This is a genomic window from Actinomycetospora sp. CA-053990 (assembly GCF_050948445.1).
Lineage (GTDB): Bacteria > Actinomycetota > Actinomycetes > Mycobacteriales > Pseudonocardiaceae > Actinomycetospora > Actinomycetospora callitridis.
Genome location: NZ_CP192043.1, coordinates 3296458 through 3317769 on the forward strand (window position 1 = coordinate 3296458; position 21312 = coordinate 3317769).

Annotated in this window: 20 protein-coding genes; 11 read left to right on the plus strand and 9 right to left on the minus strand. The window is 73.3% G+C overall.

The annotated features are described in order from the left end of the window. Nucleotides 1-4 precede the first annotated feature (4 nt). The 3 genes from egtC (at nucleotide 5) to ACQPYN_RS17020 (ending at nucleotide 2229) form a co-directional block, all read left to right on the plus strand. Complete coding sequence (gene egtC / locus ACQPYN_RS17010) at nucleotides 5-820, plus strand: ergothioneine biosynthesis protein EgtC (protein ID WP_433025056.1); 816 nt, start codon at nucleotides 5-7, stop codon at nucleotides 818-820. 126 nt (nucleotides 821-946) lie between these two features. Beyond that, entirely contained in the window at nucleotides 947-1921 is a 975-nt protein-coding gene (egtD, locus tag ACQPYN_RS17015; protein ID WP_433025059.1) for an L-histidine N(alpha)-methyltransferase, read from the plus strand. Nucleotides 1922-1947: 26 nt separating this feature from the next. Further along, nucleotides 1948-2229: a hypothetical protein gene (locus ACQPYN_RS17020; protein ID WP_433025062.1), complete on the plus strand. Its 282-nt coding sequence runs from the start codon at nucleotides 1948-1950 to the stop codon at nucleotides 2227-2229. 428 nt (nucleotides 2230-2657) lie between these two features. On the opposite strand, the gene ACQPYN_RS17025 is transcribed toward ACQPYN_RS17020, so the two are convergent. The 4 genes from ACQPYN_RS17025 to ACQPYN_RS17040 form a co-directional block, all read right to left on the minus strand. Next, nucleotides 2658-3098 carry a hypothetical protein gene (locus ACQPYN_RS17025; protein ID WP_274194894.1) on the minus strand — a complete coding sequence of 147 codons (441 nt, stop codon included), beginning with the start codon at nucleotides 3096-3098 and terminating at the stop codon, nucleotides 2658-2660. A 1211-nt stretch (nucleotides 3099-4309) separates the two neighbouring features. After that, nucleotides 4310-4582: a hypothetical protein gene (locus tag ACQPYN_RS17030; protein WP_433025065.1), complete on the minus strand. Its 273-nt coding sequence runs from the start codon at nucleotides 4580-4582 to the stop codon at nucleotides 4310-4312. Continuing rightward, on the minus strand, nucleotides 4579-4824 hold the full coding sequence (locus ACQPYN_RS17035; RefSeq protein ID WP_433025068.1) for a DUF397 domain-containing protein: 246 nt from the start codon (nucleotides 4822-4824) through the stop codon (nucleotides 4579-4581). Before ACQPYN_RS17035 ends, ACQPYN_RS17030 begins: the two co-directional genes overlap by 4 nt. Before the next feature lie 116 nt (nucleotides 4825-4940). Continuing rightward, entirely contained in the window at nucleotides 4941-5816 is an 876-nt protein-coding gene (locus ACQPYN_RS17040) for a helix-turn-helix domain-containing protein (RefSeq protein WP_433025071.1), read from the minus strand. 171 nt (nucleotides 5817-5987) lie between these two features. On the opposite strand from ACQPYN_RS17040, the gene ACQPYN_RS17045 reads away from it, so the two are divergent. Next, nucleotides 5988-6830 carry an SAM-dependent methyltransferase gene (locus tag ACQPYN_RS17045; protein WP_433025074.1) on the plus strand — a complete coding sequence of 281 codons (843 nt, stop codon included), beginning with the start codon at nucleotides 5988-5990 and terminating at the stop codon, nucleotides 6828-6830. A 159-nt stretch (nucleotides 6831-6989) separates the two neighbouring features. Further along, a complete protein-coding gene (locus ACQPYN_RS17050; protein WP_433025076.1) occupies nucleotides 6990-7367 on the plus strand; it encodes a class I SAM-dependent methyltransferase in 378 nt (125 codons plus the stop codon). Here the strand turns inward: ACQPYN_RS17050 and ACQPYN_RS17055 are convergent. Both ACQPYN_RS17055 and ACQPYN_RS17060 read right to left on the minus strand, forming a co-directional pair. Next, nucleotides 7364-7675 carry an FAD-dependent monooxygenase gene (locus ACQPYN_RS17055; protein ID WP_433025079.1) on the minus strand — a complete coding sequence of 104 codons (312 nt, stop codon included), beginning with the start codon at nucleotides 7673-7675 and terminating at the stop codon, nucleotides 7364-7366. The two genes, ACQPYN_RS17050 and ACQPYN_RS17055, sit on opposite strands and share 4 nt — an antisense overlap. Beyond that, on the minus strand, nucleotides 7645-8487 hold the full coding sequence (locus ACQPYN_RS17060) for an FAD-dependent monooxygenase (RefSeq protein ID WP_433025082.1): 843 nt from the start codon (nucleotides 8485-8487) through the stop codon (nucleotides 7645-7647). Before ACQPYN_RS17060 ends, ACQPYN_RS17055 begins: the two co-directional genes overlap by 31 nt. 145 nt (nucleotides 8488-8632) lie before the next feature. On the opposite strand from ACQPYN_RS17060, the gene ACQPYN_RS17065 reads away from it, so the two are divergent. From ACQPYN_RS17065 to ACQPYN_RS17090, 6 genes are all read left to right on the plus strand, one after another. Further along, on the plus strand, nucleotides 8633-10123 hold the full coding sequence (locus ACQPYN_RS17065; RefSeq protein WP_433025085.1) for an aldehyde dehydrogenase family protein: 1491 nt from the start codon (nucleotides 8633-8635) through the stop codon (nucleotides 10121-10123). Continuing rightward, a complete protein-coding gene (locus ACQPYN_RS17070; RefSeq protein WP_433025088.1) occupies nucleotides 10120-11676 on the plus strand; it encodes an APC family permease in 1557 nt (518 codons plus the stop codon). Before ACQPYN_RS17065 ends, ACQPYN_RS17070 begins: the two co-directional genes overlap by 4 nt. Continuing rightward, nucleotides 11676-13247 (plus strand): GMC family oxidoreductase, encoded by a 1572-nt coding sequence (locus tag ACQPYN_RS17075; protein ID WP_433025091.1) that lies wholly within the window; start codon nucleotides 11676-11678, stop codon nucleotides 13245-13247. The genes ACQPYN_RS17070 and ACQPYN_RS17075 overlap by 1 nt, the downstream gene beginning before the upstream one ends. 88 nt (nucleotides 13248-13335) lie before the next feature. After that, nucleotides 13336-14196 carry a HalD/BesD family halogenase gene (locus ACQPYN_RS17080; protein ID WP_433025094.1) on the plus strand — a complete coding sequence of 287 codons (861 nt, stop codon included), beginning with the start codon at nucleotides 13336-13338 and terminating at the stop codon, nucleotides 14194-14196. Between the two features lie 39 nt (nucleotides 14197-14235). Continuing rightward, the gene (locus ACQPYN_RS17085) at nucleotides 14236-16029 is read left to right on the plus strand and encodes a choline/carnitine O-acyltransferase (protein WP_433025097.1); all 1794 of its coding nucleotides are present in this window, start codon (nucleotides 14236-14238) and stop codon (nucleotides 16027-16029) included. A gap of 81 nt (nucleotides 16030-16110) precedes the next feature. After that, nucleotides 16111-17757, plus strand: a complete 1647-nt coding sequence (locus tag ACQPYN_RS17090) for a DHA2 family efflux MFS transporter permease subunit (RefSeq protein WP_433025100.1) — start codon at nucleotides 16111-16113, stop codon at nucleotides 17755-17757. 9 nt (nucleotides 17758-17766) lie between these two features. Here ACQPYN_RS17090 and ACQPYN_RS17095 read toward each other — a convergent pair whose 3' ends face one another. The 3 genes from ACQPYN_RS17095 to ACQPYN_RS17105 all read right to left on the minus strand — a co-directional run bounded on the left by ACQPYN_RS17095 (nucleotide 17767) and on the right by ACQPYN_RS17105 (nucleotide 21284). After that, nucleotides 17767-18513 (minus strand): efflux RND transporter periplasmic adaptor subunit, encoded by a 747-nt coding sequence (locus ACQPYN_RS17095; RefSeq protein WP_433025103.1) that lies wholly within the window; start codon nucleotides 18511-18513, stop codon nucleotides 17767-17769. Next, on the minus strand, nucleotides 18510-20078 hold the full coding sequence (locus tag ACQPYN_RS17100; RefSeq protein WP_433025106.1) for an HlyD family efflux transporter periplasmic adaptor subunit: 1569 nt from the start codon (nucleotides 20076-20078) through the stop codon (nucleotides 18510-18512). Before ACQPYN_RS17100 ends, ACQPYN_RS17095 begins: the two co-directional genes overlap by 4 nt. 201 nt (nucleotides 20079-20279) lie before the next feature. Further along, nucleotides 20280-21284, minus strand: a complete 1005-nt coding sequence (locus ACQPYN_RS17105; protein WP_433025109.1) for a class I fructose-bisphosphate aldolase — start codon at nucleotides 21282-21284, stop codon at nucleotides 20280-20282. Nucleotides 21285-21312: the final 28 nt, after the last annotated feature.

The window sequence follows — 21312 nt, forward strand, 5'->3', positions numbered from 1 at the left end:
CGGGGTGTGCCGCCACCTGGCCCACGTGGGCCCGACGCCGGTGACGCTGGCGTCGCTGCTGACCGAGCCGCCGCACTCCCTGCTCGTGCAGAGCTACGCCCCGGCCGACATGCGCGGCGGCGGCACCGTGAACGCCGACGGGTTCGGTGCGGGGTGGCTTCGCCACGTGAGCACTTCGAGGTGCTCCAGCACCTCGAAGTGCTCACGTGCAGCGGAGCTGCACCTCTACCGGCGCGACGACCCGATGTGGACCGACGCGTCGTTCCTCGACCTCGCGCGGGCGGTGGAGACCACGGCGCTGGTCGCCGCGGTGCGCTCGGCGACGGTCGGCATGCCGGTGTCCACGGCCGCCTGCGCCCCGTTCCGCGGCGAGGCCGGCGGGTCGACGTGGTTGTTCAGCCACAACGGCGTGGTCCGCGGCTGGCCGCACAGCATGGCCGACCTCGCCGCCACGCTCCCCGCGCTCGAGCTGCTCACCCTCGAGGCGGCCACCGACTCGGCGCTGCTGTGGGCCCTGCTCCGTGCCCGGATCGCCGCGGGCAAGGACCCCGCCGACGCCGGCGACGGCGTCGTCACCGACGCGCTGGCCGCCGCCCCCGGCTCGCGGCTCAACCTGCTCCTGGGCGACGGCGAGCAGGTCGTGGCCACGGCCGTCGACCACGCCCTGTCCTACCGGGCCTGGCCCGACGGCGCGGTGACCGTCGCCTCGGAGCCCCTGGACGACGACCCGGCCTGGACCCCGGTCCCCGACGGCTCGCTGCTCGTCGCCCGGCCCGGCGAGGGGCACGACCCCCCGTCCGTCACCGTCGCCGCCTTGTAGTCCGAGGTCGCGGCCCGGCGCTCTCCCGGGGCGCCCCCGAACTCTCTGGGACCCGTTCCCGACGCCGTGAACGACGGCGCGCCAATCCGGCGCCCGCCCCGACACCCAGGACGTGAATCGACACCGATGACCCTGCCCGCGCTCGATGTCCACCTCACCGCCGACGACGCCGACGCCGCACTGCGCACCGACGCGCGGCGCGGCCTGACGTCGACTCCCAAGATCCTCACTCCGCAGTGGCTCTACGACGCCCGGGGGAGCGAGCTGTTCGAGCAGATCACCGCGCTGCCCGAGTACTACCCCTTCAGCGCCGAGCGCGAGGCCCTCGCCGCCCACGCCGACGCGATCGCCCGGACCGCCGAGGCCGACACCCTCGTCGAGCTCGGTTCCGGGTCGTCGTCGAAGACCCCGGTGCTGCTCGACGCCCTGCACCGCGCGGGCACCCTGCGCCGCTACGTGCCCGTGGACGTGTCCCCGTCGGCGCTCGAGGAGGCCGTCCCGGGGCTGATCAGTGCCTACCCGGAGCTCGACGTGCACGCGGTGGTCGCCGACTTCACCAGCGACCTGCGCAGCGTGCCGAGCGACGGCGGCCGGCGCCTGGTCGCGCTGCTCGGCGGGACGTTCGGCAACTTCGAGCCCGCCGACCGGCAGACCTTCCTCGCCGCGCTGGCGGACGCCCTCGAGCCGGGGGAGGCGTTCCTCGTCGGGACCGACCTCGTCAAGGACGAGTCGACGCTCGTCGCGGCCTACGACGACTCCCAGGGCGTCACCGCGGAGTTCGACCTCAACGTGCTGTCGGTGCTCAACCGCGTGCTGGGCGCCGACTTCGACCGCTCGGGCTTCGAGCACCTCGCGGTGTGGGTGCCGCAGTCGAGCCGGATCGAGATGCGCCTGCGGGCCCGACGCCCCATGCACGTGCGGGTGGCGGAGCTCGACCTCGAGATCGACTTCGAGGCCGGCGAGGAGATGCGCACCGAGATCTCGACGAAGTTCACGCGGGAGCGCATCCGGGACGAGCTGGCGGCCGCGGGGTTCTCCCACGACGGCTGGTTCACCGACCCGCAGGGCCGTTTCGCACTGTCGGTGGCCGTACGCCGCTGACCGGGACCAGCGGCGAGGACAGGCCGTTGGCGAGGCCCGTCGTCGCGCCGTCGGTCGCCGGCGACGCCACCGAGGACACCGTCCCCGAGAGGCGGACGATCGTGGACGTCGCCGGTCGGGGTGCGGTGGCGCTCCCCGGGACCATGGCCGAGAGCAGGGGCGCCGACGTGCCGACCGGCGCGGCCGCCGCGGGCTCGTCGGCGCCGACCTCGTCGTCCGACGAGGCCTCCGACGCCCCTCCGGCCCGGGCTCGTCCAGCACCCATCGTCCGTCGACGGGCCGCCGGGCGAGGCTCGGCCCGGCGGTGAGGGCGTCCACCGACACCGTGCGGAGGCGTCGGCGCGCCCGGGCGACGTGACGGGCCGCCCCGCGCACGACGACGGCCACCACCAGCCGGTCGCCGTGCGGGTCGGGCACGGCGTGCAGGACGTGGTGGTGGCCGTCGTCGGTGCTCACGGTGAGCTCGGCGAGCGCGGGGCCCGCCACGGCGGCGGCCGCGCGGACCATGTCCGCGTGGCTCGCCCCGAGCAGCTCGAGGTCGGCGAGCGTGGGGTGCTCGTCGGGTGCGTCGACGTAGCCGTCAAGGACGAGACCGCTGTCGACGTCGACGAGGGTGGCGGCGACGATGCTGCGGTCATCCAGCAACGGGCGCAGCACCGCCGACAGCCCGTCCGAACGGACACACGTCAGATGCTGGTGCCGCCCCACCCTCGCCGCTCCCGTCCGTCGCTCGTGGTCAGCGACGGCCCACGGCGGGGTAGTAACCCTGGTCCTGCGCGGGGACGGCCGCCGCCGACGACGGGTCGTCGAGGTAGAAGCGCTGACCGATCATCCGCAGGTCGCGCCGCGCCATCGCGAGGTTGGCCTGCTGCCGGTTGAGCACGAGGTAGAAGAAGAGCTTGTCCTCGTTGTTCGAGTAGATCGGCCGGATGAGGTGGTACTGCGAGTCGAGGGTGATCAGGATGTCCTCGATCGTCTCCCGCAGGCCCAGCTTCTGCATGACGTCGAACTTGGCCCGGACGACCTCACTGTTGCCGGGCGCGGCGACGTCCAGGTCGAACTCGGCGCTGCCGCCGCGGGAGCCCAGGGTCATGCCGCTGTCGTAGTCGACGATCGCCACGGCGAAGGCGCCCTTGATGTTGGCGGCCTGGTTGAGGGCGTACTCGATGTCGCTCATGGATTGCCTCCGTATCGGGGTCCGCTCCGGGGTCGTGGGAGCGGAAGAGGTGGTCGTGGCCTAGCGGCCGGGGAGGGCCGGTGGCGGACCGTGCGGTGGTGCTCCGGCCGGCGGTGAGCCGCGCCCCAGGCGGAGCAGGCCCGCCAGGACACGACGCAACGTCTCGGGATCGGTGCGCCACCGCTGGTGGAGCACACCGGCGCTGTCCTGCGGGGGTGAGCGCCGGTGCTCGGTGTCGGCCGGTGGGACGGGTCCCGCCGGCCGGGTCGTGGGTGCCTGCCCTGCCGGGCGACGGGCTCCGGCAGTGCGGGCGGGTCGGTGGCCAGGTCGGGCGCCGGGGCGGCCGGCGACGCTGCCGGTCCCCGGGTGGGCCACGAGGTGGGCGGGGCGGCGATCGCCGCCGGTGCGGCCGCGGGGGCCGCGGGCGGGATCGAGCGCTCCGGCACGCGACGGGGGAACGTGCCCCCATCGGGTGGGCCGCGGGCGCCGACGGCGCCGGGGGCGCAGCGGACGGGAGCGGTGTCGCGACGGGCCCCGGAGGCGGAGCGCCCAGCGCCCGAGGTGTGGACCGCGGGGCGGGCGGGGGCACGGCCGGGGTGGGCCGGGCCGCCGGCGGGGACGGGGCCGCGACGGCGGCGAGGCGTCGCCGGGCGAGGGCGAGGTTGCCGCGCTCCCGGTCGACCCGCAGGTACACCCAGGAGCCGCGTGCCGAGGCGCCGTCGACCGCCCTCAGGAGGTGGTGGGCGGTGTCCGAGGTGACGATGACGTCCTCGAGGGCGAGCCCCCGGTCCGTCGCCACCCCGCCCGCGCGCCGGCCCCAGGCGAGCACGGCGCCCGCGGTGCGCCCGTCGGTGCCGATCTCGGCGAGGACGTGCCCGGCCTCGTCGAGGAGGCACGCGTGGGCGAGCCCCGGGAGATCGCGCAGGGTCTCGAGGGCCGCGGTGACCGGCGACGGTGCCAGCGCGACCGAGGTCGACGGGGCCACCGAGGTCGCGGGGGCTCCGGGGGTGTCCCCCCGGCGGGCCGCCGGTCGCGTCGCCTCCGTGATCACGAATCCCTCTCGCTCGCCTCTCGATACGGTCACGAGCCTAGGTTTCTCGTTCACGGAGAGCAATCTACCGAACAGGGAATCCGCACTGTCCGGGTGATGCAACCTATCGTCCGAATGCGGAGTGATTACTCTGCGCCGAACGGACTCCTCGGAGGCCCGATCAGGCCGACGCGCGGGGAACGAGCCGGGACCACAGCCCGCCGGTGCGCCGATCGGGTGTCGCCGCGGCGGTCTCGCCGGCCGCCGTCGCGCACGACGGGCAGCGTCCCGCCGGGGGCGCCGCCAGCGACGAGGCCCACACGGTGGCGCGGCAGAGGGCCTCGTACCGGCCGTCACCGCCCTGCGCGGCGAGGAACGCGGCGTCGGACACGGCGTGGTCCGCGCCGTCGACGGCGCAGGTCAGCCACAGGGTGCGGGTGCCGGGCCGTCTCACGCCGAGCGCTCGCCGAGCTCGTCGGGGAGCAGGTGGTCGTAGGCACCGCCCTTGACGGCGGCGACGAACGCGCTCATCTCGGCGACCGAGAACACGAGCGCCGGCCCCTCGGGGAAGCGGGAGTTGCGGACCGCGACGCCCCGCGCGCGCACGGGCGCGAGCTCGACGCAGTTGCCCTGCTTGCCCGAGCGGGCGCTCTTGCGCCACGCCACGTCGGGGAGGGCGACTCGTGCATTCGCCATGTGGCCCATGCGACCGCCTCGATCATCTGCACGTGCATCCGACAGTGCAGCCACCGTAGCAAGTGCTTTGATCATGTGCACGTGCAGACCGCGTCCGGCGGGTCTCCCGCCGGACGTCAGCCCTCGGCGACGATCTTGGATAGGTGCTGGCGCGTCTCGTCCGGAGTGAGCGCGTCGACGGCGACCCGGTCCATCACGCGGCTGTAGGACTCGACGTCGGCCCGCTTGTCGAGGTACACCGCCGCGGTGAGGTGCTCCTGGTAGACGAGGTCGGGCAGCTCGGGCTCGGAGAACCGCAGGATCGAGAAGGTGCTCTCGGCCGCGTACCCGGACAGGCCGAACGGCAGGACCTGCACGACGACGTTGGGCAGTGACGACAGCTCGAGCAGGTGCTCGACCTGGGCGACCAGCGCCGAGGGGCCGCCGATGGGGCGGTGCAGCACGGACTCGTCGAGGATCGCCCACACCGTCGGGGCGTCGCGGCGCCCGAGGGCCTGCTGGCGGCGCATGCGCACGGCGAGACGGCGCTCGTCGTCGGGCGTCGCGCGGTCCGGGTGGCCCGACGTGATGATCGCGCGGGCGTAGTCCTCGGTCTGGAGCAGACCGGGGACGAACATCAGCTCGTAGGTCTGGATGCGCGAGGCGCTCATCTCCAGGCCCACGTAGTCCTCGAACCAGTCGGGGAGGACGTCGCCGTAGGGCTGCCACCAGCCCGGCTCGTTGCTGCGGCGCGTGGTGTCGAGCAGCAGCTCGCGCTCGGCGTCGTCGGTGATCCCGTAGAGGGTCAGCAGGTCGGCGACGTCGCGTTCCTTGAAGCCGACCTTGCCGGCCTCGAGCCGCGACATCTTGGAGTCCGAGCCGCGGATGGACCACGCGGCGTCGGAGCGGGCGACCCCGGCCCGTTCCCGCAGGCGCCGCAGCTGCGCGCCCAGGATGATCCGGCGTGCGGTGGGCCCGGTGCCCTCCGGCTCGGTCTGGTCCCGATCCGCCACGGCTCGTGCGCTCCCCGTTCGACTACTGGGACTCCACGGCGTGTGCCGCCGGGCACGAGACGTTACACGCCGTCCCGTGTCGGTGTCCGCTGATCGACCCGTCCCGGAGCAGTGACGGTTACCCTCCTAGGGTGAGCGACCGTCCGTGATCGCACCGCCCGATGGGAAGTCATGACCGCTGCGCACTCCTCGTCCCGTCCGGGGTCCGCTCCCGCCTACATCGACACGTCGAAGGCGAGCATCGCGCGGGTGTACGACACCGCGCTCGGCGGCAAGGACAACTACCCGGCCGACCGCGAGGTCGTCGAGCGCCTGCGCCAGGTCGCTCCCGAGATCGGCCAGTTCACGATGGACCACCGCGCCTTCCTGGTGCGCGCGGTCCGTTTCCTCGCGGGCGAGGCCGGCATCGACCAGTTCCTCGACTGCGGCTCGGGACTGCCCACGGCGGAGAACACCCACCAGGCCGCTCAGCGCCTCAACCCCGAGGCCCGCGTCGTCTACGTCGACAACGACCCCACGGTCGTCGCGCACGGACGCGCCCTGCTCGAGGAGAACGACCAGACGTTCTTCGCGCCGGCGGACCTCACCGAGCCCCGCCAGGTGCTCGACGACCCGGTGGTCACGCGGAACCTCGACTTCACCCGCCCGATCGCGCTGCTGCAGCTCGGGACGCTGCACCACTACGACGAGTCCGGGCCGCTGTCCTGCGTCGAGATCATGAAGCAGTACATCGACGCCCTGCCGTCGGGCTCGTACGTCGCGCTGAGCCACTTCTTCGACCCGCAGGACGAGGACAGCGAGCTCGCGCGGCGCATGGAGAACGTCTTCCTGCACAGCCCTCTGGGCAGCGGCACGTTCCGCACGAAGGACCAGATCCTCGCGATGATGCCGGGCCTCGACCTCGTCGACCCGGGCCTCACGCTCTGCGTGCAGTGGTGGCCGGACGGCCCCCAGCTGCGGCCGCTCGTCGCCGCGCAGCGCTGCCTCGTCGGCGTCGTGGGCCGCAAGCCCTGAGCCCGACCCGACCGTGAGCACGTCCGACCGGGAGCGCTGGGACGCCCGCTTCGACGGGCTCGGCGCGGGGAGCCCGCGCCGCCCGGCGCGCTGGTCGGTCGCGAGCACCTCCTCCCGGCCTCCGGGCGGGCGCTGGACCTCGCGTGCGGTCGGGGCACGGTGGCGGTCTGGCTCGCCCGCCGCGGGCTGACCGTCGACGCCGTCGACGTCTCCCCGGTGGGTCTCGCGGCCGGGCGGGAGCTCGCCGGCGCGACGCCCGTGCGCTGGATCGAGGCCGACCTCGACGACGGGCTGCCGGTCGCCGGGCCCTACGACGTCGTCGTGTGCCAGCGCTTCCGCGAGCCGTCGCTCTACCCCGCCCTCGCCGGCCTGGTCGCCCCCGGCGGCCTGCTGGTGATCTCGGTTCTCTCCGAGGTCGGCGACACCGGCGGTCCGTTCCGCGCGCCGCCCGGCGAGCTGCTGGCCGCCTTCTCCCACCTCGAGGTGCTCCACCACGAGGAGGGCGACGGCGAGGCGCGCCTGGTCGCCCGGGCCTAGTCCGGCGGACGCCACCCCAGCACGCCGTCGAGCCCGCGCACCGTCAGGGCGGACGGCGCGAGGCGGCCGAGGCCGTCGCGCACGGCCGTCGGCAGCCGACCGGGCATCCCGGCGACGAGGCCCGCGAGCCGTGACGTCCGGGTCAGGCGGGCGGTGCGGGGTCTGCGGAGGCGGTCGTAGCGGGCGAGGCCCTCGTCGAGGCGTCCGTCGCGCACGCACGCGCCGAGGGTCGCGGCGTCCTCGAGGGCGAGGCAGGCGCCCTGGCCGAGGTTCGGCGTCATGGCGTGGGCGGCGTCGCCGAGCAGCACGACCCGCCCGCCGCCCGGGGCGCTCGCGACGAACGAGCGCAGCGGCGGGAGCCAGCGCAGCTCGGTGACCAGCGCGGTGGCCGGGTCGACGCGGTCGAGGAGCTCCGGGATCGGGGTGTGCCACCCGGCGAGACGCCGGCGCAGGGCGTCGAGATCCGACGCGGCAGGCTCGCCGGCGGGCACCACCGCCCACAGGTGAACGCGGCCGCCCCGGTGGGGAGCGACGCCCGCGTAGGCGCCGACCCCCAGGTCTCGCCGCCGGCCCGGGGCGGCTCGTCGACGACGGCGCTCAGACGCCAGGCGACAGTGCCCGTCGAGCGGGACCGCGCGGTGGGGTCGACGAGCGCGCGGGTCGACGAGGAGATCCCGTCGGCGCCGACGACGAGGTCCCCGGGCCCCGCGTCGGGGCCGTCCACGGGCGCGCCGGTCCGTACGGCCCCGGCGGGCAGGCCGTCCGCGAGCACGCGCAGGAGGTCGGCGCGGTCGAGCACGAGGATCCCGTCGCCGTGCCGACGGGCGAGCGCGGCGTCGTCGGTGCGGGCGAGCCAGCGCCCGCGCCGGTCCCGGATCCCGCCGGCCTCGTTCGCGTGCCCGACGGCCCGGACGTCGTCGCCCACTCCCAGGGCGTCGAGCGCCCGCAGGGCGTTCGGCCAGAGCGAGATGCCCGCGCCCTCGTCCCACGGCGACGTCCGTCGTTCGCGGACCTCGACGTCCCACCCCGCCCGGCACAGCGCGAGCGCCGCCGCCAGGCCGCCGATGCCGCCCCCGACCACCAGCGCGCGTCCGGACACCCCGTCGTGTTCCCCGGACACGCCGGGCGACACGTGCTCCGGTGTCACTCCTCGTGGCCACGCGTGTGGTCCGTGTCAAGAGATGGTGCCGACGGTGGGGGAGGGTCGATACTCACTACGGCCCGCACAGGGCCGACCGGGTGATGTGACCGAGGAGGCGCCGGACGTGGGGCAGCTGTTCATCGACGGAGCGTGGGTGTCGGCGGTCGACGGGGGACGACGGGAGATCCGATCTCCCGCCTACGGGACCCTCGTGGCCGAGGTCGACGAGGCGGGTCCGAAGGACACCGAGCTCGCGATCGCCGCGGCACGGCGATCCTTCGACGACGGCCGCTGGTCGTCCGTGCCGGCGTCGGAGCGCGGCGCACTCCTGCTGCGGGTGGCCGACCTGCTGCAGCGCGACAAGGCCCGGCTCGCCAAGGCCGAGACCGACGACACCGGCAAGCGGGTCGTCGAGTCCGAGATCGACATGGACGACATCACGAACTGCTTCCGGTGGTTCGGGCACATCTCCGCCACCGACGACGGACGGCTGGTCGACACCGGCATCCCCGCCGCGCGCAGCAAGGTCGTCCACGAGCCCGTCGGGGTCTGCGGGCTGATCACGCCGTGGAACTACCCGCTGCTGCAGACCGCGTGGAAGGTGGCGCCGGCGCTGGGGGCGGGGTGCTCGTTCGTCCTCAAGCCCAGCGAGCTGACGCCGCACACCGCGATCATCCTGATGGAGCTGCTCGCCGAGGCCGGCCTGCCCGACGGCGTCGCCAACCTCGTCCTCGGGGCGGGCGCGGCGGCCGGGGCGCCGCTGTCGAGCCACCCCGACGTCGACCTCGTGAGCTTCACCGGCGGCCTGCAGACCGGTCGGAAGATCATGGAGTCGGCGGCGGCCACGGTGAAGAAGGTCGCGCTGGAGCTGGGCGGCAAGAACCCGCTGGTGCTCTTCGACGACGCCGACCACGAGACCGCGGTGGACAACGCCCTGACGGCGATCTTCCTGCACTCCGGCCAGGTGTGCTCCGCCGGCGCGCGGCTCGTCGTCCAGGAGTCGGCCCACGACCGGATCGTCGACGACCTCGTCGCGCGCGCCCAGCGCATCGTCATGGGCGGGCCGGACGACCCCCGCACCGAGACCGGCCCGCTGATCTCCGCCGCGCACCGCGAGAAGGTCGAGGCCTACGTCGCGGCCGGGGTCGCCGAGGGCGCGGTGCTGCGCTGCGGCGGCGAGCGCCCGACCGACCCGGACCTGCAGAACGGCTACTTCTACCCGCCGACGATCCTCGACGGCTGCACCCAGGACATGTCCGTGGTGCACGACGAGTCGTTCGGCCCGGTGCTCACCATCGAGACCTTCACCGACCTCGACGACGCCGTCCGCATCGGCAACGACACCTCCTACGGCCTGGCGGGCGCGGTCTTCTCGTCCGACCACGGCAACTGCGAGGAGGTCGCCGCGCGCCTGCGCCACGGCACGATCTGGATCAACGACTTCGGGCCGTACGTGCCCGCGGCCGAGTGGGGCGGCTTCGGGCACTCGGGCTTCGGCCGGGAGCTCGGCCGCGAGGGCCTCGCGGAGTACCAGGAGGCCAAGCACATCTGGACCAACACCCGGCCGGGTCCGACCGGGTGGTTCCCCTCTTCCAGCCAAGGGAGCGGTTCGTGAGTACGGACAACAAGGACGCCACGGGGACCGACGCCGCGGACATCGACGAGTTCGGCTACAAGCCGAGCCTCGTACGGTCCCTCGGCAGCTTCCACACGTTCGCGGCGGGGATCAGCTACATCTCGATCCTCACCGGCACGTTCCAGCTCTTCTACTTCGGCCTCGGGACCGGCGGCCCGGCGTACTGGTGGTCGTGGCCGATGGTCTTCGTCGGCCAGCTCATGGTCGCGCTGTGCTTCTGCGAGCTCGCCGCCCGCTTCCCGGTGGCCGGCTCGATCTACAACTGGACCAAGCGCCTCACCAGCCCGCACACCGCGTGGCTGGCCGGCTGGACGATGCTGACGGCGTCGATCGTGTCGATCGCGGCCGTCGCGCTGGCGCTCCAGGCGACGCTGCCGGAGCTGTGGGACGGGTTCCAGTTCATCCCCGACCCGACCGGCGAGGACACGGCGGCGCAGGCCCTCAACGGCGTCATCCTGGCGACGGTCCTCATCCTCTTCACCACCGCGATCAACGCCTTCGGCACCCAGCTGATGGCGCGCATCAACTCCGCGGGCGTGTTCATCGAGCTGATCGCGGCCGTGCTGCTGATCGTCCTGCTCGCGATCAACATCGTCCGCGGCCCGCAGATCGTGTTCGACACCGGCGGCGTCGACACCAGCGGGCGACCGTTCGGCTACGCCGGGGCCTTCCTCGTGGCCATGTTCGCCTCGCTGTACGTCATGTACGGGTTCGACACCGCGAGCTCGCTGGCCGAGGAGTCGCACGAGCCCCGGAAGAACGCCCCGAAGGCGATCCTGCGCGCGCTGTTCTTCTCGTTCCTGCTCGGCGGGCTGATCCTGCTGTTCGCGCTCATGTCGGCTCCGGACCTCAGCGACCCGGCCTTCTCGAGCCTCGGCGGTCTCCAGAACCTCATCCTCGCCGTGCTCGGCCCGTTCGGCGGTTCGGTCATCCTCGTCGCGGTCGTCATCGCGGTCATCGTCTGTGCGCTCGCCGTGCACGCCGCGGCGATCCGCCTGGCCTTCGCGATGAGCCGGGACAACAACCTGCCCGCCGGCTCGAAGCTGTGCACGATCAGCCCGCGGTTCGGCACGCCGATCGTCTCGTCGGTCGTGATCGGCGCGCTCGCGATCGTCCTGCTGCTGGTGACCTTCAGCCCGCAGATCTACACGGTGGTCACGTCGATCGCGATCATCATGATCTACACCGCCTACCTGCTGGTGACGGTCCCGCTGCTGATCAAGCGCCTGCGCGGCGAGTGGGAGCCCCGCGAGGGCGCCTTCTCCCTGGGTCGCTGGGGCATCCCGGTCAACATCCTGGCGGTGCTCTGGGGCGGGTTCATGACGATCAACCTCGCCTGGCCCCGCAACGAGGTCTACAACGCCAGCGAGCCGTTCCACTGGTACCTGCAGTGGGGCGGGGTGCTGCTGCCGGGGATCATCCTCGGCGCCGGCTTCGCGTACTACTGGACCGTGCAGCGGCACAAGACCGGCGTCGTGGCCGAGCACGCGCGCGCCGAGGTCCCCACCGACACCCCCGCCCAGGAGGCGTGATGGCCGAGAACGAGTTCGACTACGTCGTCGTCGGCGGGGGCACCGCCGGATGCGCCGTCGCGTCCCGCCTGTCCGAGGACCCCGACGTGTCGGTGTGCCTCATCGAGGCCGGCCCGTCGGACGTCGGCGACGACGCGATCCTCGACCTGAGCCGGTGGATGGAGCTGCTCGAGTCGGGCTACGACTGGGACTACCCCATCGAGCCCCAGGAGTCGGGCAACTCCTACATGCGCCACGCCCGCGCGAAGGTGCTGGGTGGCTGCTCGTCGCACAACTCCGCGATCGCCTTCTGGGCGCCCAAGGAGAACCTCGACGACTGGGCCGCCGGCGGCGCCGAGGGATGGACCGCCGAGGAGTGCTACCCCTTCTACCGCAAGCTCGAGACGGCGCTGGACACGACTGAGGAGGCCGAGGCGCCGGGCCGCGGCACCGACGGGCCGGTGACCATCCGGACGGTGGGGGACCAGGACCCGTGCGGCAAGGCGCTGCTGGCCGCCTGCGAGCAGGTCGGCCTGCCGACCACGCCGTTCAACACCGGCCGCACGGTGCTGCGGGGCGCGAACTGGTTCCAGGTCAACGCCAAGCCCGACGGCTCGCGGTCGTCGGCGTCGGTGGCCTACATCCACCCGAACCTGGGCCGTCCCAACCTGACGCTGATGACCGGCTACCGGGCCGAGAAGCTGAACCTCGACACGTCCGGCCCGCGTCCCCGGGCCACCGGCGCGCGCCTGCGCACCCCGGACACCCGGCACGCCATCGACGTGACCGCCCGCCGCGAGGTGATCCTCTCGTCCGGCGCGATCGACGGGCCGAAGCTGCTGATGCTCTCGGGCATCGGGCCCGCCGAGCACCTGCGCGAGGTGGGCATCGAGGTCGTCGTCGACTCCCCGGGCGTGGGGGAGAACCTCCAGGACCACCCCGAGGGCCTCGTGCAGTGGGAGGCCCTGCAGCCGATGCCGACCGCGTCGACGCAGTGGTGGCAGATCGGGATCTTCGCCGGTTCCGAGGGCCGGACCACGCCCGACCTGATGTTCCACTACGGCTCGGTGCCGTTCGACATGAACATCGTGCGCTATGGCTACCCGACCTCGGACAACACGTTCTGCCTCACGCCGAACGTCACCGGGGCGCAGTCGAAGGGGACGGTGCGGCTCTCGACCCGCGACTATCACGACAAGCCGAAGGTCGACCCGCGCTACTTCAGCCACGACCACGACCGTGAGGTCATGATCCGCGGGATCCGGGTGGCCCGGGAGATCGCGGCGGCGCCGGCGCTGAAGGACTGGGTGGGCAAGGAGCTCGCGCCGGGCACCGGGGCGGAGTCCGACGAGGAGCTCTTCGAGTACATCCGCACCACCCACAACACCGTCTACCACCCGTCCTGCACGGTGAAGATGGGCGCGGACTCCGACTCCATGGCCCCCGTCGACCCGCAGCTGCGGGTGAAGGGCGTCGACGGCCTGCGCGTCGCCGACGGGTCGATCATGCCGGACCTGATCACGGTCAACCCGTGCATCACCACGATGATGATCGGCGAGCGCTGCGCCGACTTCATCACCAATCCGCGCTAGGCGTCCGGCCGGACCCGCCCCGACGGAGGGGCGGGCCCGGCCGGGCGGCGGCCCACGTCCGGGCGCGGGGTCGTTTACGGTTCCGGCCGTGGGTTCGGACGTGATCGACACCGTCGACGGGTTCGTCGACACCCGGCGCTACCCCCTCGACGACCCCGACGACCCGGCCTGGCGCGACGTCGTCGCACGCGCCCGGGACGAGCTGCGGGCGCAGGGCGCCACGGTGCTGCGCGACGTGGTGCGCCCCGAGCGCCGGGAGCTGCTGCGCGCCCAGGGCGACGAGGTGGCGGGCGCCGCGCACACCGAGGTCGCCCGGGTGAACGTCTACAACACCGACCCCGACGACGACCTGCCCGACGAGCACCCCGCGCGGGTCGTGCTGCAGCGGCGCAACGCGTTCGTCGCGCGTGACCGAATCCCCGCCGGACATCTCGTGCAGCGCCTCTACGAGCACCCGGGCCTGCACCGGCTCCTGGCCGCGTGCTTCGAGGTACCCGCCGTGCACCCGCTGGCCGACCCGTACGCGGGGCTGACCCTCAACGTCGTCGCGCCGGGCGGCGACCACCCCTGGCACTTCGACACCAACGAGATCGCCGTCAGCCTGCTGACCCGCGCGCCCGAGAGCGGCGGGGTGTTCGAGTACTGCCCGGGCCTCCGCGCCGCCGGCGACGAGAACCACGCCGGGGTGCGGGCGGTGCTCGACGGCGACCGCGCGCCGGTCCGCCGCCTCGAGCTGCGCCCGGGGGACCTGCAGCTCTTCCGCGGCCGCTTCTCGCTGCACCGCGTGAGCACCGTGCACGGCACCACCTCCCGGCACGCGGCGATCCTCGCGTTCAGCGACCGCCCGGGGGTCGTCGGCTCGGCGACGCGGACCCGCCAGCTGTTCGGCCGCATCGCGCCGGAGCACCTCGCGGCGGCGTCGGTCCGTGGTGACACCCTGCTCGACTGACCCCGACTGCCCAGCTGCCCACCTGCAGAGAGGACCAGCATGACCGGGACCTTCGACGCCGAGGACGACCTGCCCCGGGTCCCGGTGCCGGCCCTGGCCGACAGCGCCGCGCAGTTCCTCGAGTGGTGCGATCCGCTGCTCGACGACGACCAGCGGGCGCAGACCCGCGTCGCGGTCGACCAGCTGCTGCGTCCCGACGGACCCGGCCCCGTGCTCCAGGCGGCGCTCGAGGCGTTCGACGCCGAGCCGACGACCCACACCTGGCTCGACGACTTCTGGGAGTCGCGCTACCTCGGGCGGCGCGACCGCATCGCGCTCAACGCCAACTTCTTCTTCCTCTTCACCGACAGCGCCGACCCCGCCGAGTCGGACCAGGCCGCGCGCGCCGCGGGGCTCGTCCTGGGTGCGCTCGACCACAAGCACCGGGTCGACACCGAGACGCTCCCGCCGGCCACCCGCAAGGGCGCGCCGATGACGATGGAGCAGCACAAGTATCTGTTCTCGGCGACGCGCATCCCCGGCGACGGGCAGGACACCGCCCGCACGCCCTACACCGAGGCCTGGCCCGGACGGTCGCGCGAGCGGCACATCGTGGTCTTCGTGCGCGGCCACGCGTTCCGGATGGACGTGCTCGGGGCCGACGGCACCGCGCACACCGCCGCCGAGATCGCCGACGGGCTGCGCGCGATCCGGGCGCGGGTGGGCGACACCCGCGGGCCCGGCGTGGGCCACCTGACCACCAAGGCCCGCGCCGAGTGGGCCGCCAGCCGGCGGGCGCTGCTCGCGGAGGGCAACGAGGCCGCGCTCGACGACCTCGAGCGTGCGCTGTTCTGCGTGAGCCTGGAGGACGAGGCACGGGGCGACGACCGGGCCATCGGCGCGCAGCTCCTGCACGGCGCCAGCGCGAACCGGTGGTTCGACAAGGCCGTGACGTTCGTGGTCTTCCCCGACGGCACGGCCGGGATCAACACCGAGCACTGCCGCCTCGACGGGACGACCGTGCTCGCGCTGGTCGACGGCATGCTCGACGCGTCCACCGCCAGGCACGCCGAGGCCCTCGGGGCCCGGTCGCAGGGGGTCCCGGACGCCGCGCCCCTGCCGTTCGCGATCACCGAGGAGCGCGCGGAGGACATCCGGGCGGCCGGCGAGGACTTCGCGGAGTTCGCGGCGTCCGTCGCGACCCGGCTCCTGGTCGTCGACGACCTCGGCAGCGACCGCGCCAAGAAGCTCGGCGCCTCGCCGGACTCGCTGGTGCAGATGGCGTACCAGCTCGCCCACGTGCGGTCGAAGGGCTTCGTGGGCGCCACCTACGAGTCGATCGCCACCCTGAGCTTCCACCACGGGCGCACCGAGGCGATGCGCGTCGTCACCCCGGAGATCCTCGCGTTCACCGGAGCCATGGAGGATCCCTCGGCGGACGACGACGCCCGGCGGACGGCGTTCGACGCGGCCGCGAGCGCCCACGTCCGGCGTGCCCAGGCGTGCGCGGCGGGCCACGCGCCCGAGCAGCACCTCTGGGAGCTCTCGCTGATCCAGCAACGGCGCGGCGCCGAGCTCGGGGCCACCGAGCCGCTCGCCGTCGTCGACTCGCCGGGCTGGCGGATCATGCGCGACGACTTCATGTCCACGAGCTCCGCGCCGTCGGAGAACGTGCGCGTGTTCGGGTTCGGGTCGACGAGCACGCAGTGCATCGGCGTCGCCTACGTCCTGCTGCCGTCCCGGCTCATCGTGCACCTGAGCACCCCGGCCGCCGTGGGCGAGCAGATGGAGCGCTTCGCCACCGAGCTGCGCCGGGCCGTCGACGAGATCACCACCCTGCTCGAGGGCCGGTGAGCGAGCACCGTCACGTGCGTTCGGGGTGAGGTCCGCGCCGGGGCGTCGTAGCCTCGTCGTGATGATCACAGTGGGGGCGCGGTGACCGCCCGGCCCGAGACCCGCGAGGCGGAGGTCGCTCCTCTCGAGGACCCGCGTCCGGGGTCGAACGGGCACCACGCCGTCGAGCGGCCCGCGCCCGCCCCGACCGACACCCCGACCGGCACCGCCACCGAGACCCCGGCCTCGGCCCCGGCCGCGCCGGCCGGCGGGCGGGAGACGAACTGGGTCGTCGCCCTGCTCGTGCTGGTGGCGGGCATGTTCATGTCGGTGCTGGACATCAGCATCGTCAACGTCGCGATCCCGGTGATGCAGAACGACTTCGGCGTCACCACCGAGGACATCTCCTGGGTCTCGACGTCGTACTCGCTCGCCGAGGGCGTCATCGTCCCGGCCAGCGCCTGGCTGGGTCTGCGGCTCGGGCTGGGCCGGGCCTACATCCTGGCGATGGTCGGCTTCGCGATCGGGTCGGCGCTGTGCGGGCTCGCGTGGAGCCTCGAGTCGATGATCGCGTTCCGGGTCCTGCAGGCGATCCCGGGCGGTGTGATCCCCGTCGTCGCGCTGACGATGCTCTACAAGATCGTGCCGAAGGAGAAGCTCGGCGCCGCGATGGGCATGTACGGCCTGGGCATCGTCTTCGCCCCGGCGATCGGCCCGACGCTCGGCGGCTACCTCGTCGAGTACGTCGACTGGCGGCTGATCTTCTTCATCAACATCCCGATCGGCGTGGTCGGCACGATCGCGGCGATCATCTGGCTGCCCTCGTTCGGCGGCGGCCGCACCAAGCGCTTCGACCTCATGGGCTTCCTGGCGATCGCGTCGGGCCTGTTCGCCCTGCTGCTCGGGCTGCACGAGGCCGAGGACTGGGGCTGGACGTCCTACCCGGTGCTCATCCTCATCACGTACGGGCTGCTCGCGCTGGCCCTGTTCGTGGTGATCGAGCTCGAGGTCGACCACCCCCTGCTCGACGTGCGGGTGTTCACCTCGTGGGCGTTCACCAACTCGCTGGTGCTGATCGCGATCATCTCGGCCGGGCTGTTCGGCGTGCTCTTCTACATCCCGCAGTCGCTGCAGCTCAACCAGGGCCTCGGCGCCTTCGAGACCGGCCTGCTGCTGCTCCCGCAGGCGCTGGTGATGGCCGTGATCATGCCGGCGGCGGGGCTGATCTACGACCGCGTCGGCGCCCGGTACCCGGCGGTCGTCGGGCTCGCGATCGTCGCCTACGGCACCTACCTGCTGAGCGACCTCACGATCGACACCTCGCACACGACGCTCGCCTGGATCCTCGCGTTCCGGGCGGTGGGCATCGGGCTCGCCATGATGCCGATCATGACCGGCGGGCTGTCGTCGCTGCCCCCGAGCCGGGTCGACGGGGCGAGCGCCTACAACACCGTCGTCCAGCGCTCGTCGTCGGCGATCGGGCTGGCGGCGATGACCGCGATGATGACCGGCCAGCAGTCCCAGGACTACGCGGACCGGGCCGGGATGGTGCCCGCCGACCCGGAGACGTTCGGCTCGGTGCTGGGGGAGTACTCGATGTACCAGCAGCTGCAGACGCAGGTGTTCGACACGTCGTTCGGTGACCTGATGCTGGTCACCACGGTGCTCACGGCCTTCGGCGTCGCCCTCGCGTTCCTGCTGCCCAGCGGGAAGCCGGCGAAGAGCGACGGCCCGCGCGTCATGGAGTGAGCCGCCCGCTCAGCCGTTGCGGTGGATGTTCACCTCGACGTTCATGCCCGGGATGAGCTCCAGGCCCTTGAGGTCGTCGATCCCGATCTTCACCGGGATCACCTGGGTGACCTTCTGGAAGTTGCCCGCGCTGTTCGACTGCGGCAGCGGCGAGAACACGCCCGCGGCGCCGCCCTGGATCTCGCGCACCGACCCGGTGAAGGTCCGGTCGCTGTAGGCGTCGACGGTGAAGTCGACGACCTGGCCGGGGCGGACGTCGTTGATGTCGGTCTCGTCGACGCGGGCGGTCACGTACACGTCGGACGGGTCGTAAGCGATCGCGAGCTGGGTGCCGGCGGTGACGTAGGCACCCTCGGTGGTGTCGCTCTGGGCGACGGTCCCGGCGGCGGGGGCGCGGATGCTGCGCTGCGGGCGCACGTACCCGCCGTCGATCTCGATCCGACCAACGACCTGGTCGGCCCGCAGCACGGCACCCTGCGTGCCCGTCCAGCCGACGAGCGTGCCGCTGGTCGGCGCGACGATCGGGATCTGGGTGCCGTCGACCTGCGCGTTGTCGGTGGTGACGTACTGGCGGGCGTCGAGGAAGTAGCTCACCGTGAAGCCAGCCGCCGCGATCAGCGCGAGGACGAGGATCACCGCCAGCGCGATGCGGGTGCTGCGCTTCATCGGGCGGCGGGGCTGTGCGCTCTCCTCGGCCGGCTCCTGATCGGTGCCGACCGGGCCGGTCGTCGCGGTGTCGTCCGGGCCGGCGCTCACCGGCGGGCCGTCAGCAGGATCTGCTGACCCTCGGTCAGGCCGCTGCGCACCTCGGTGCGGTCGGCGCCGACGAGACCGGGGGTGAACGGTGTCGGGACCTGCCGGCCGTCGGGCTGCACGACCACCACGGACGTCCGGTCGCCCTGCCGGAGCACCGCCGAGTTCGGGACGCTCACCGCGTTCGGCCCCTCGCCGGTGATCACCGCCGCGCGCGCGGTCTGGCCGTCCTTGAGCCGCGGGTCCGGCTGGGTCATCGCGACGGTGACGTAGTAGTTGATCACGTTGGCGATGTCGGTCGACGCGGGCGACACCGCCAGCACGGTGCCCCGGAGCTCGGCGTCGGGCAAGGCGTCGAGGGTCACGTGCGCCTCCTGGCCCGGCAGGAGCGACGCGGCGTCGATCTCCTGGAAGGGCGCGACCACCGAGAACCCGGAGGCGTTCTGCAGGACCAGGAACTGCGAGCCCCCGGGTCGGCCGGGGGAGGCCCCGCCCCCGGAGGAGGCGGACGCGGCGGCCGCGCCGGCGTTCGCGGCGGCACCCGGGATGGCGGCCTCGCCGCCCGGCGCCTGGGGCGTCGTGCCGGAGCTCGGCTGGAGGAACTCGCCGACGGCCCCGTTGACCGCGGTGACCACCGCGTCGACCGGCGCCCGCAGGGTCGTGTTGGCGAGGGTGCGCTCGGCGTTCTGCACGCCGAGCCGGGCGTTGTCGACCTGCGCCTGTGCGGCGTCGAGCTGGGGCGAGCGCATGGCCGCCGACGAGTCGAGCTGGTTCTGGGCCATCACCACGCCGTTGCGGGCCTGCTCGATCTGCACCTGGCCGGAGGCCTCGTCCACCTGCTTCTTGGTGCGGGCCTGGGCCAGCGTGCTCTCGGCCTGCGCGACGCCCTGCTGCGCCATCGCGGCCTGGCTCTGGGCGCCGGGGAGGAGGATGCAGGAGGTGTTGCCCTGTTGGGCCGGCGACGGTGACTGCGGCATGAGCGGGATGAGCGCCGGGTTGTTGTAGGCGGCAGCCCCGCCCCCGGCGGCGCAGGCCTGCTGAGCCTCGGTGAACTGCGCCTGCGCCTCGGCAGCACCGCGCTTGGCCTGGGCCAGAGCCCGCTCCGCCTGGTGGATCGCGTCCCCGTCGGCGTCGAGCGTGGCGTCGACCTGCTCCTCGGTGGCCTCGAGGATCCGCCGGGCCTGGGCCACGGAGTTCCCGGCCCCGTCGACGGCGGTGTTGTCGCGGACCAGCCGGTAGTTCGCCTCCTGGCCCTCGAGCCCGATCTGCGCCTGCTCGAGCGCCTGCCGCGCCCCGAAGTCGTCGATCTTCGCGAGGACCTCGCCGGCGTTGACCCGGTCGCCGACCGCGACGTTGACCTCGGTCAGCTGGCCGCCCTGTCCGAAGCCGATGTTGTTCGTCGCCGTCGCGGACACCGATCCCATGGCCGAGACACCCGTCTCCACCGCCGCCCGGGTGACCGCGACCGTCCGCGGCGGCGGTGTCGGGGCGCTCCCGCACCCCGCGAGCACCAGTGCTGCCACGACCAGCGCCGTCGCCCCGACCGCCGTCCGGGGGGAGAAGATCATGCCCGGGCCAACGACCTTCAAGCAGTTGAGTGACGTCCGTGTGATGGGCCGTGCGCGCTACGTCACACCGACGAGCGGGGGAAGGAGTCAGAGCCGTCCGGTCTAGTGCTCCGCACTCCGACCACCCGGCGAATTCGGCGAAGGGCACCTTCGGCCGCTCTACTCGGCCCGAGGTGCCCTTCGCGCGGCTCGTGCCGGCCGTCAGGCTGCGTGCCCGGGGCTCCACTCGCCCCGGTTGGCCGCCCCGGTGAGCCGCAGGCGCTCCGCGAAGGCGTCCTGCGCGGCCGCGACGTTCTCCTCCGCGCCGGCCCACACCGCCATCGGGCGGCCCTGCAGCGCGCGGGCGTAGGAGAAGCTCACGGTCCAGGGCTGCGGGCCGCGGCGGGCGATGGCGTCGAGGTTGGCTGTGGCCTGCTCGTCGTCCTGGCCCCCCGAGAGGAACACGACGCCCGGCACGGCGGCGGGGATCGTGCGGTGCAGCACCTCGAGCGTGCGGTCGGCGACCTCGTCCGGACCGGCCTGGTCGGGCCCGCCGTAGCCGGACACCACCATGTTGGTCTTCACGAGCACGCCCTCGAGGGCGACCCGCTGGCGCCGCAACTGCTCGACGACCGCGGCCAGCACCTCCTCCGTGACCTCGGCGGACCGGTCGATGCCGTGGTCGCCGTCCATGATCGACTCCGGCTCCACGATCGGGACCAGGCCGGCCTCCTGGGCCAGGGCGGCGTAGCGCGCCTGCCCGTGGGCGTTGAGGTCGATGGCCGTCGCCGTCGGCAGCGTGTCGGACACCGTGATCACCGAGCGCCACTTGGCGAAGCGCAGGCCGAGGTCCGCGTATTCGGCGAAGCGCTCCCGCAGTCCGTCGAGGCCCTCGGTGACCTTCTCGTCCGGGAAGCCCGCGAGGTCCTTGGCGCCCGCGTCGACCTTGATGCCCGGCAGGATCCCGCGCCGCCGGAGGGTCTCGACCATCCCGGTGCCGTCGAGGGCGTCCTGCCGCACGGTCTCGTCGTAGAGGATCACACCGCCCAGGTACTGCTCGATGTCCTTCGTCGTGAACAGCAGGTCGCGGTACCGCCGCCGTGTCTCCTCCGTCGACGAGATCCCCACCGCCTCGAAGCGCTTGGTGATCGTGCCGGTGCTCTCGTCGGCGGCGAGGATCCCCCGGCCGCCGGCGAGGATCTCGTGTGCCGTCTCCTGCAGGTTCATGGCCACTCCTTCCGTCTGCCGGAGGGGT

Bases quoted from the DNA above. Each gene is read 5' to 3' on its own strand.
- egtD (WP_433025059.1), top strand. From the start codon at position 947: ATGACCCTGCCCGCGCTCGATGTCCACCTCACCGCCGACGACGCCGAC.
- ACQPYN_RS17025 (WP_274194894.1), bottom strand. From the start codon at position 3,098: ATGAGCGACATCGAGTACGCCCTCAACCAGGCCGCCAACATCAAGGGC.
- ACQPYN_RS17035 (WP_433025068.1), bottom strand. From the start codon at position 4,824: ATGGCGAATGCACGAGTCGCCCTCCCCGACGTGGCGTGGCGCAAGAGC.
- ACQPYN_RS17045 (WP_433025074.1), top strand. From the start codon at position 5,988: ATGACCGCTGCGCACTCCTCGTCCCGTCCGGGGTCCGCTCCCGCCTAC.
- ACQPYN_RS17075 (WP_433025091.1), top strand. From the start codon at position 11,676: ATGGCCGAGAACGAGTTCGACTACGTCGTCGTCGGCGGGGGCACCGCC.
- ACQPYN_RS17085 (WP_433025097.1), top strand. From the start codon at position 14,236: ATGACCGGGACCTTCGACGCCGAGGACGACCTGCCCCGGGTCCCGGTG.
- ACQPYN_RS17100 (WP_433025106.1), bottom strand. From the start codon at position 20,078: ATGATCTTCTCCCCCCGGACGGCGGTCGGGGCGACGGCGCTGGTCGTG.
- ACQPYN_RS17105 (WP_433025109.1), bottom strand. From the start codon at position 21,284: ATGAACCTGCAGGAGACGGCACACGAGATCCTCGCCGGCGGCCGGGGG.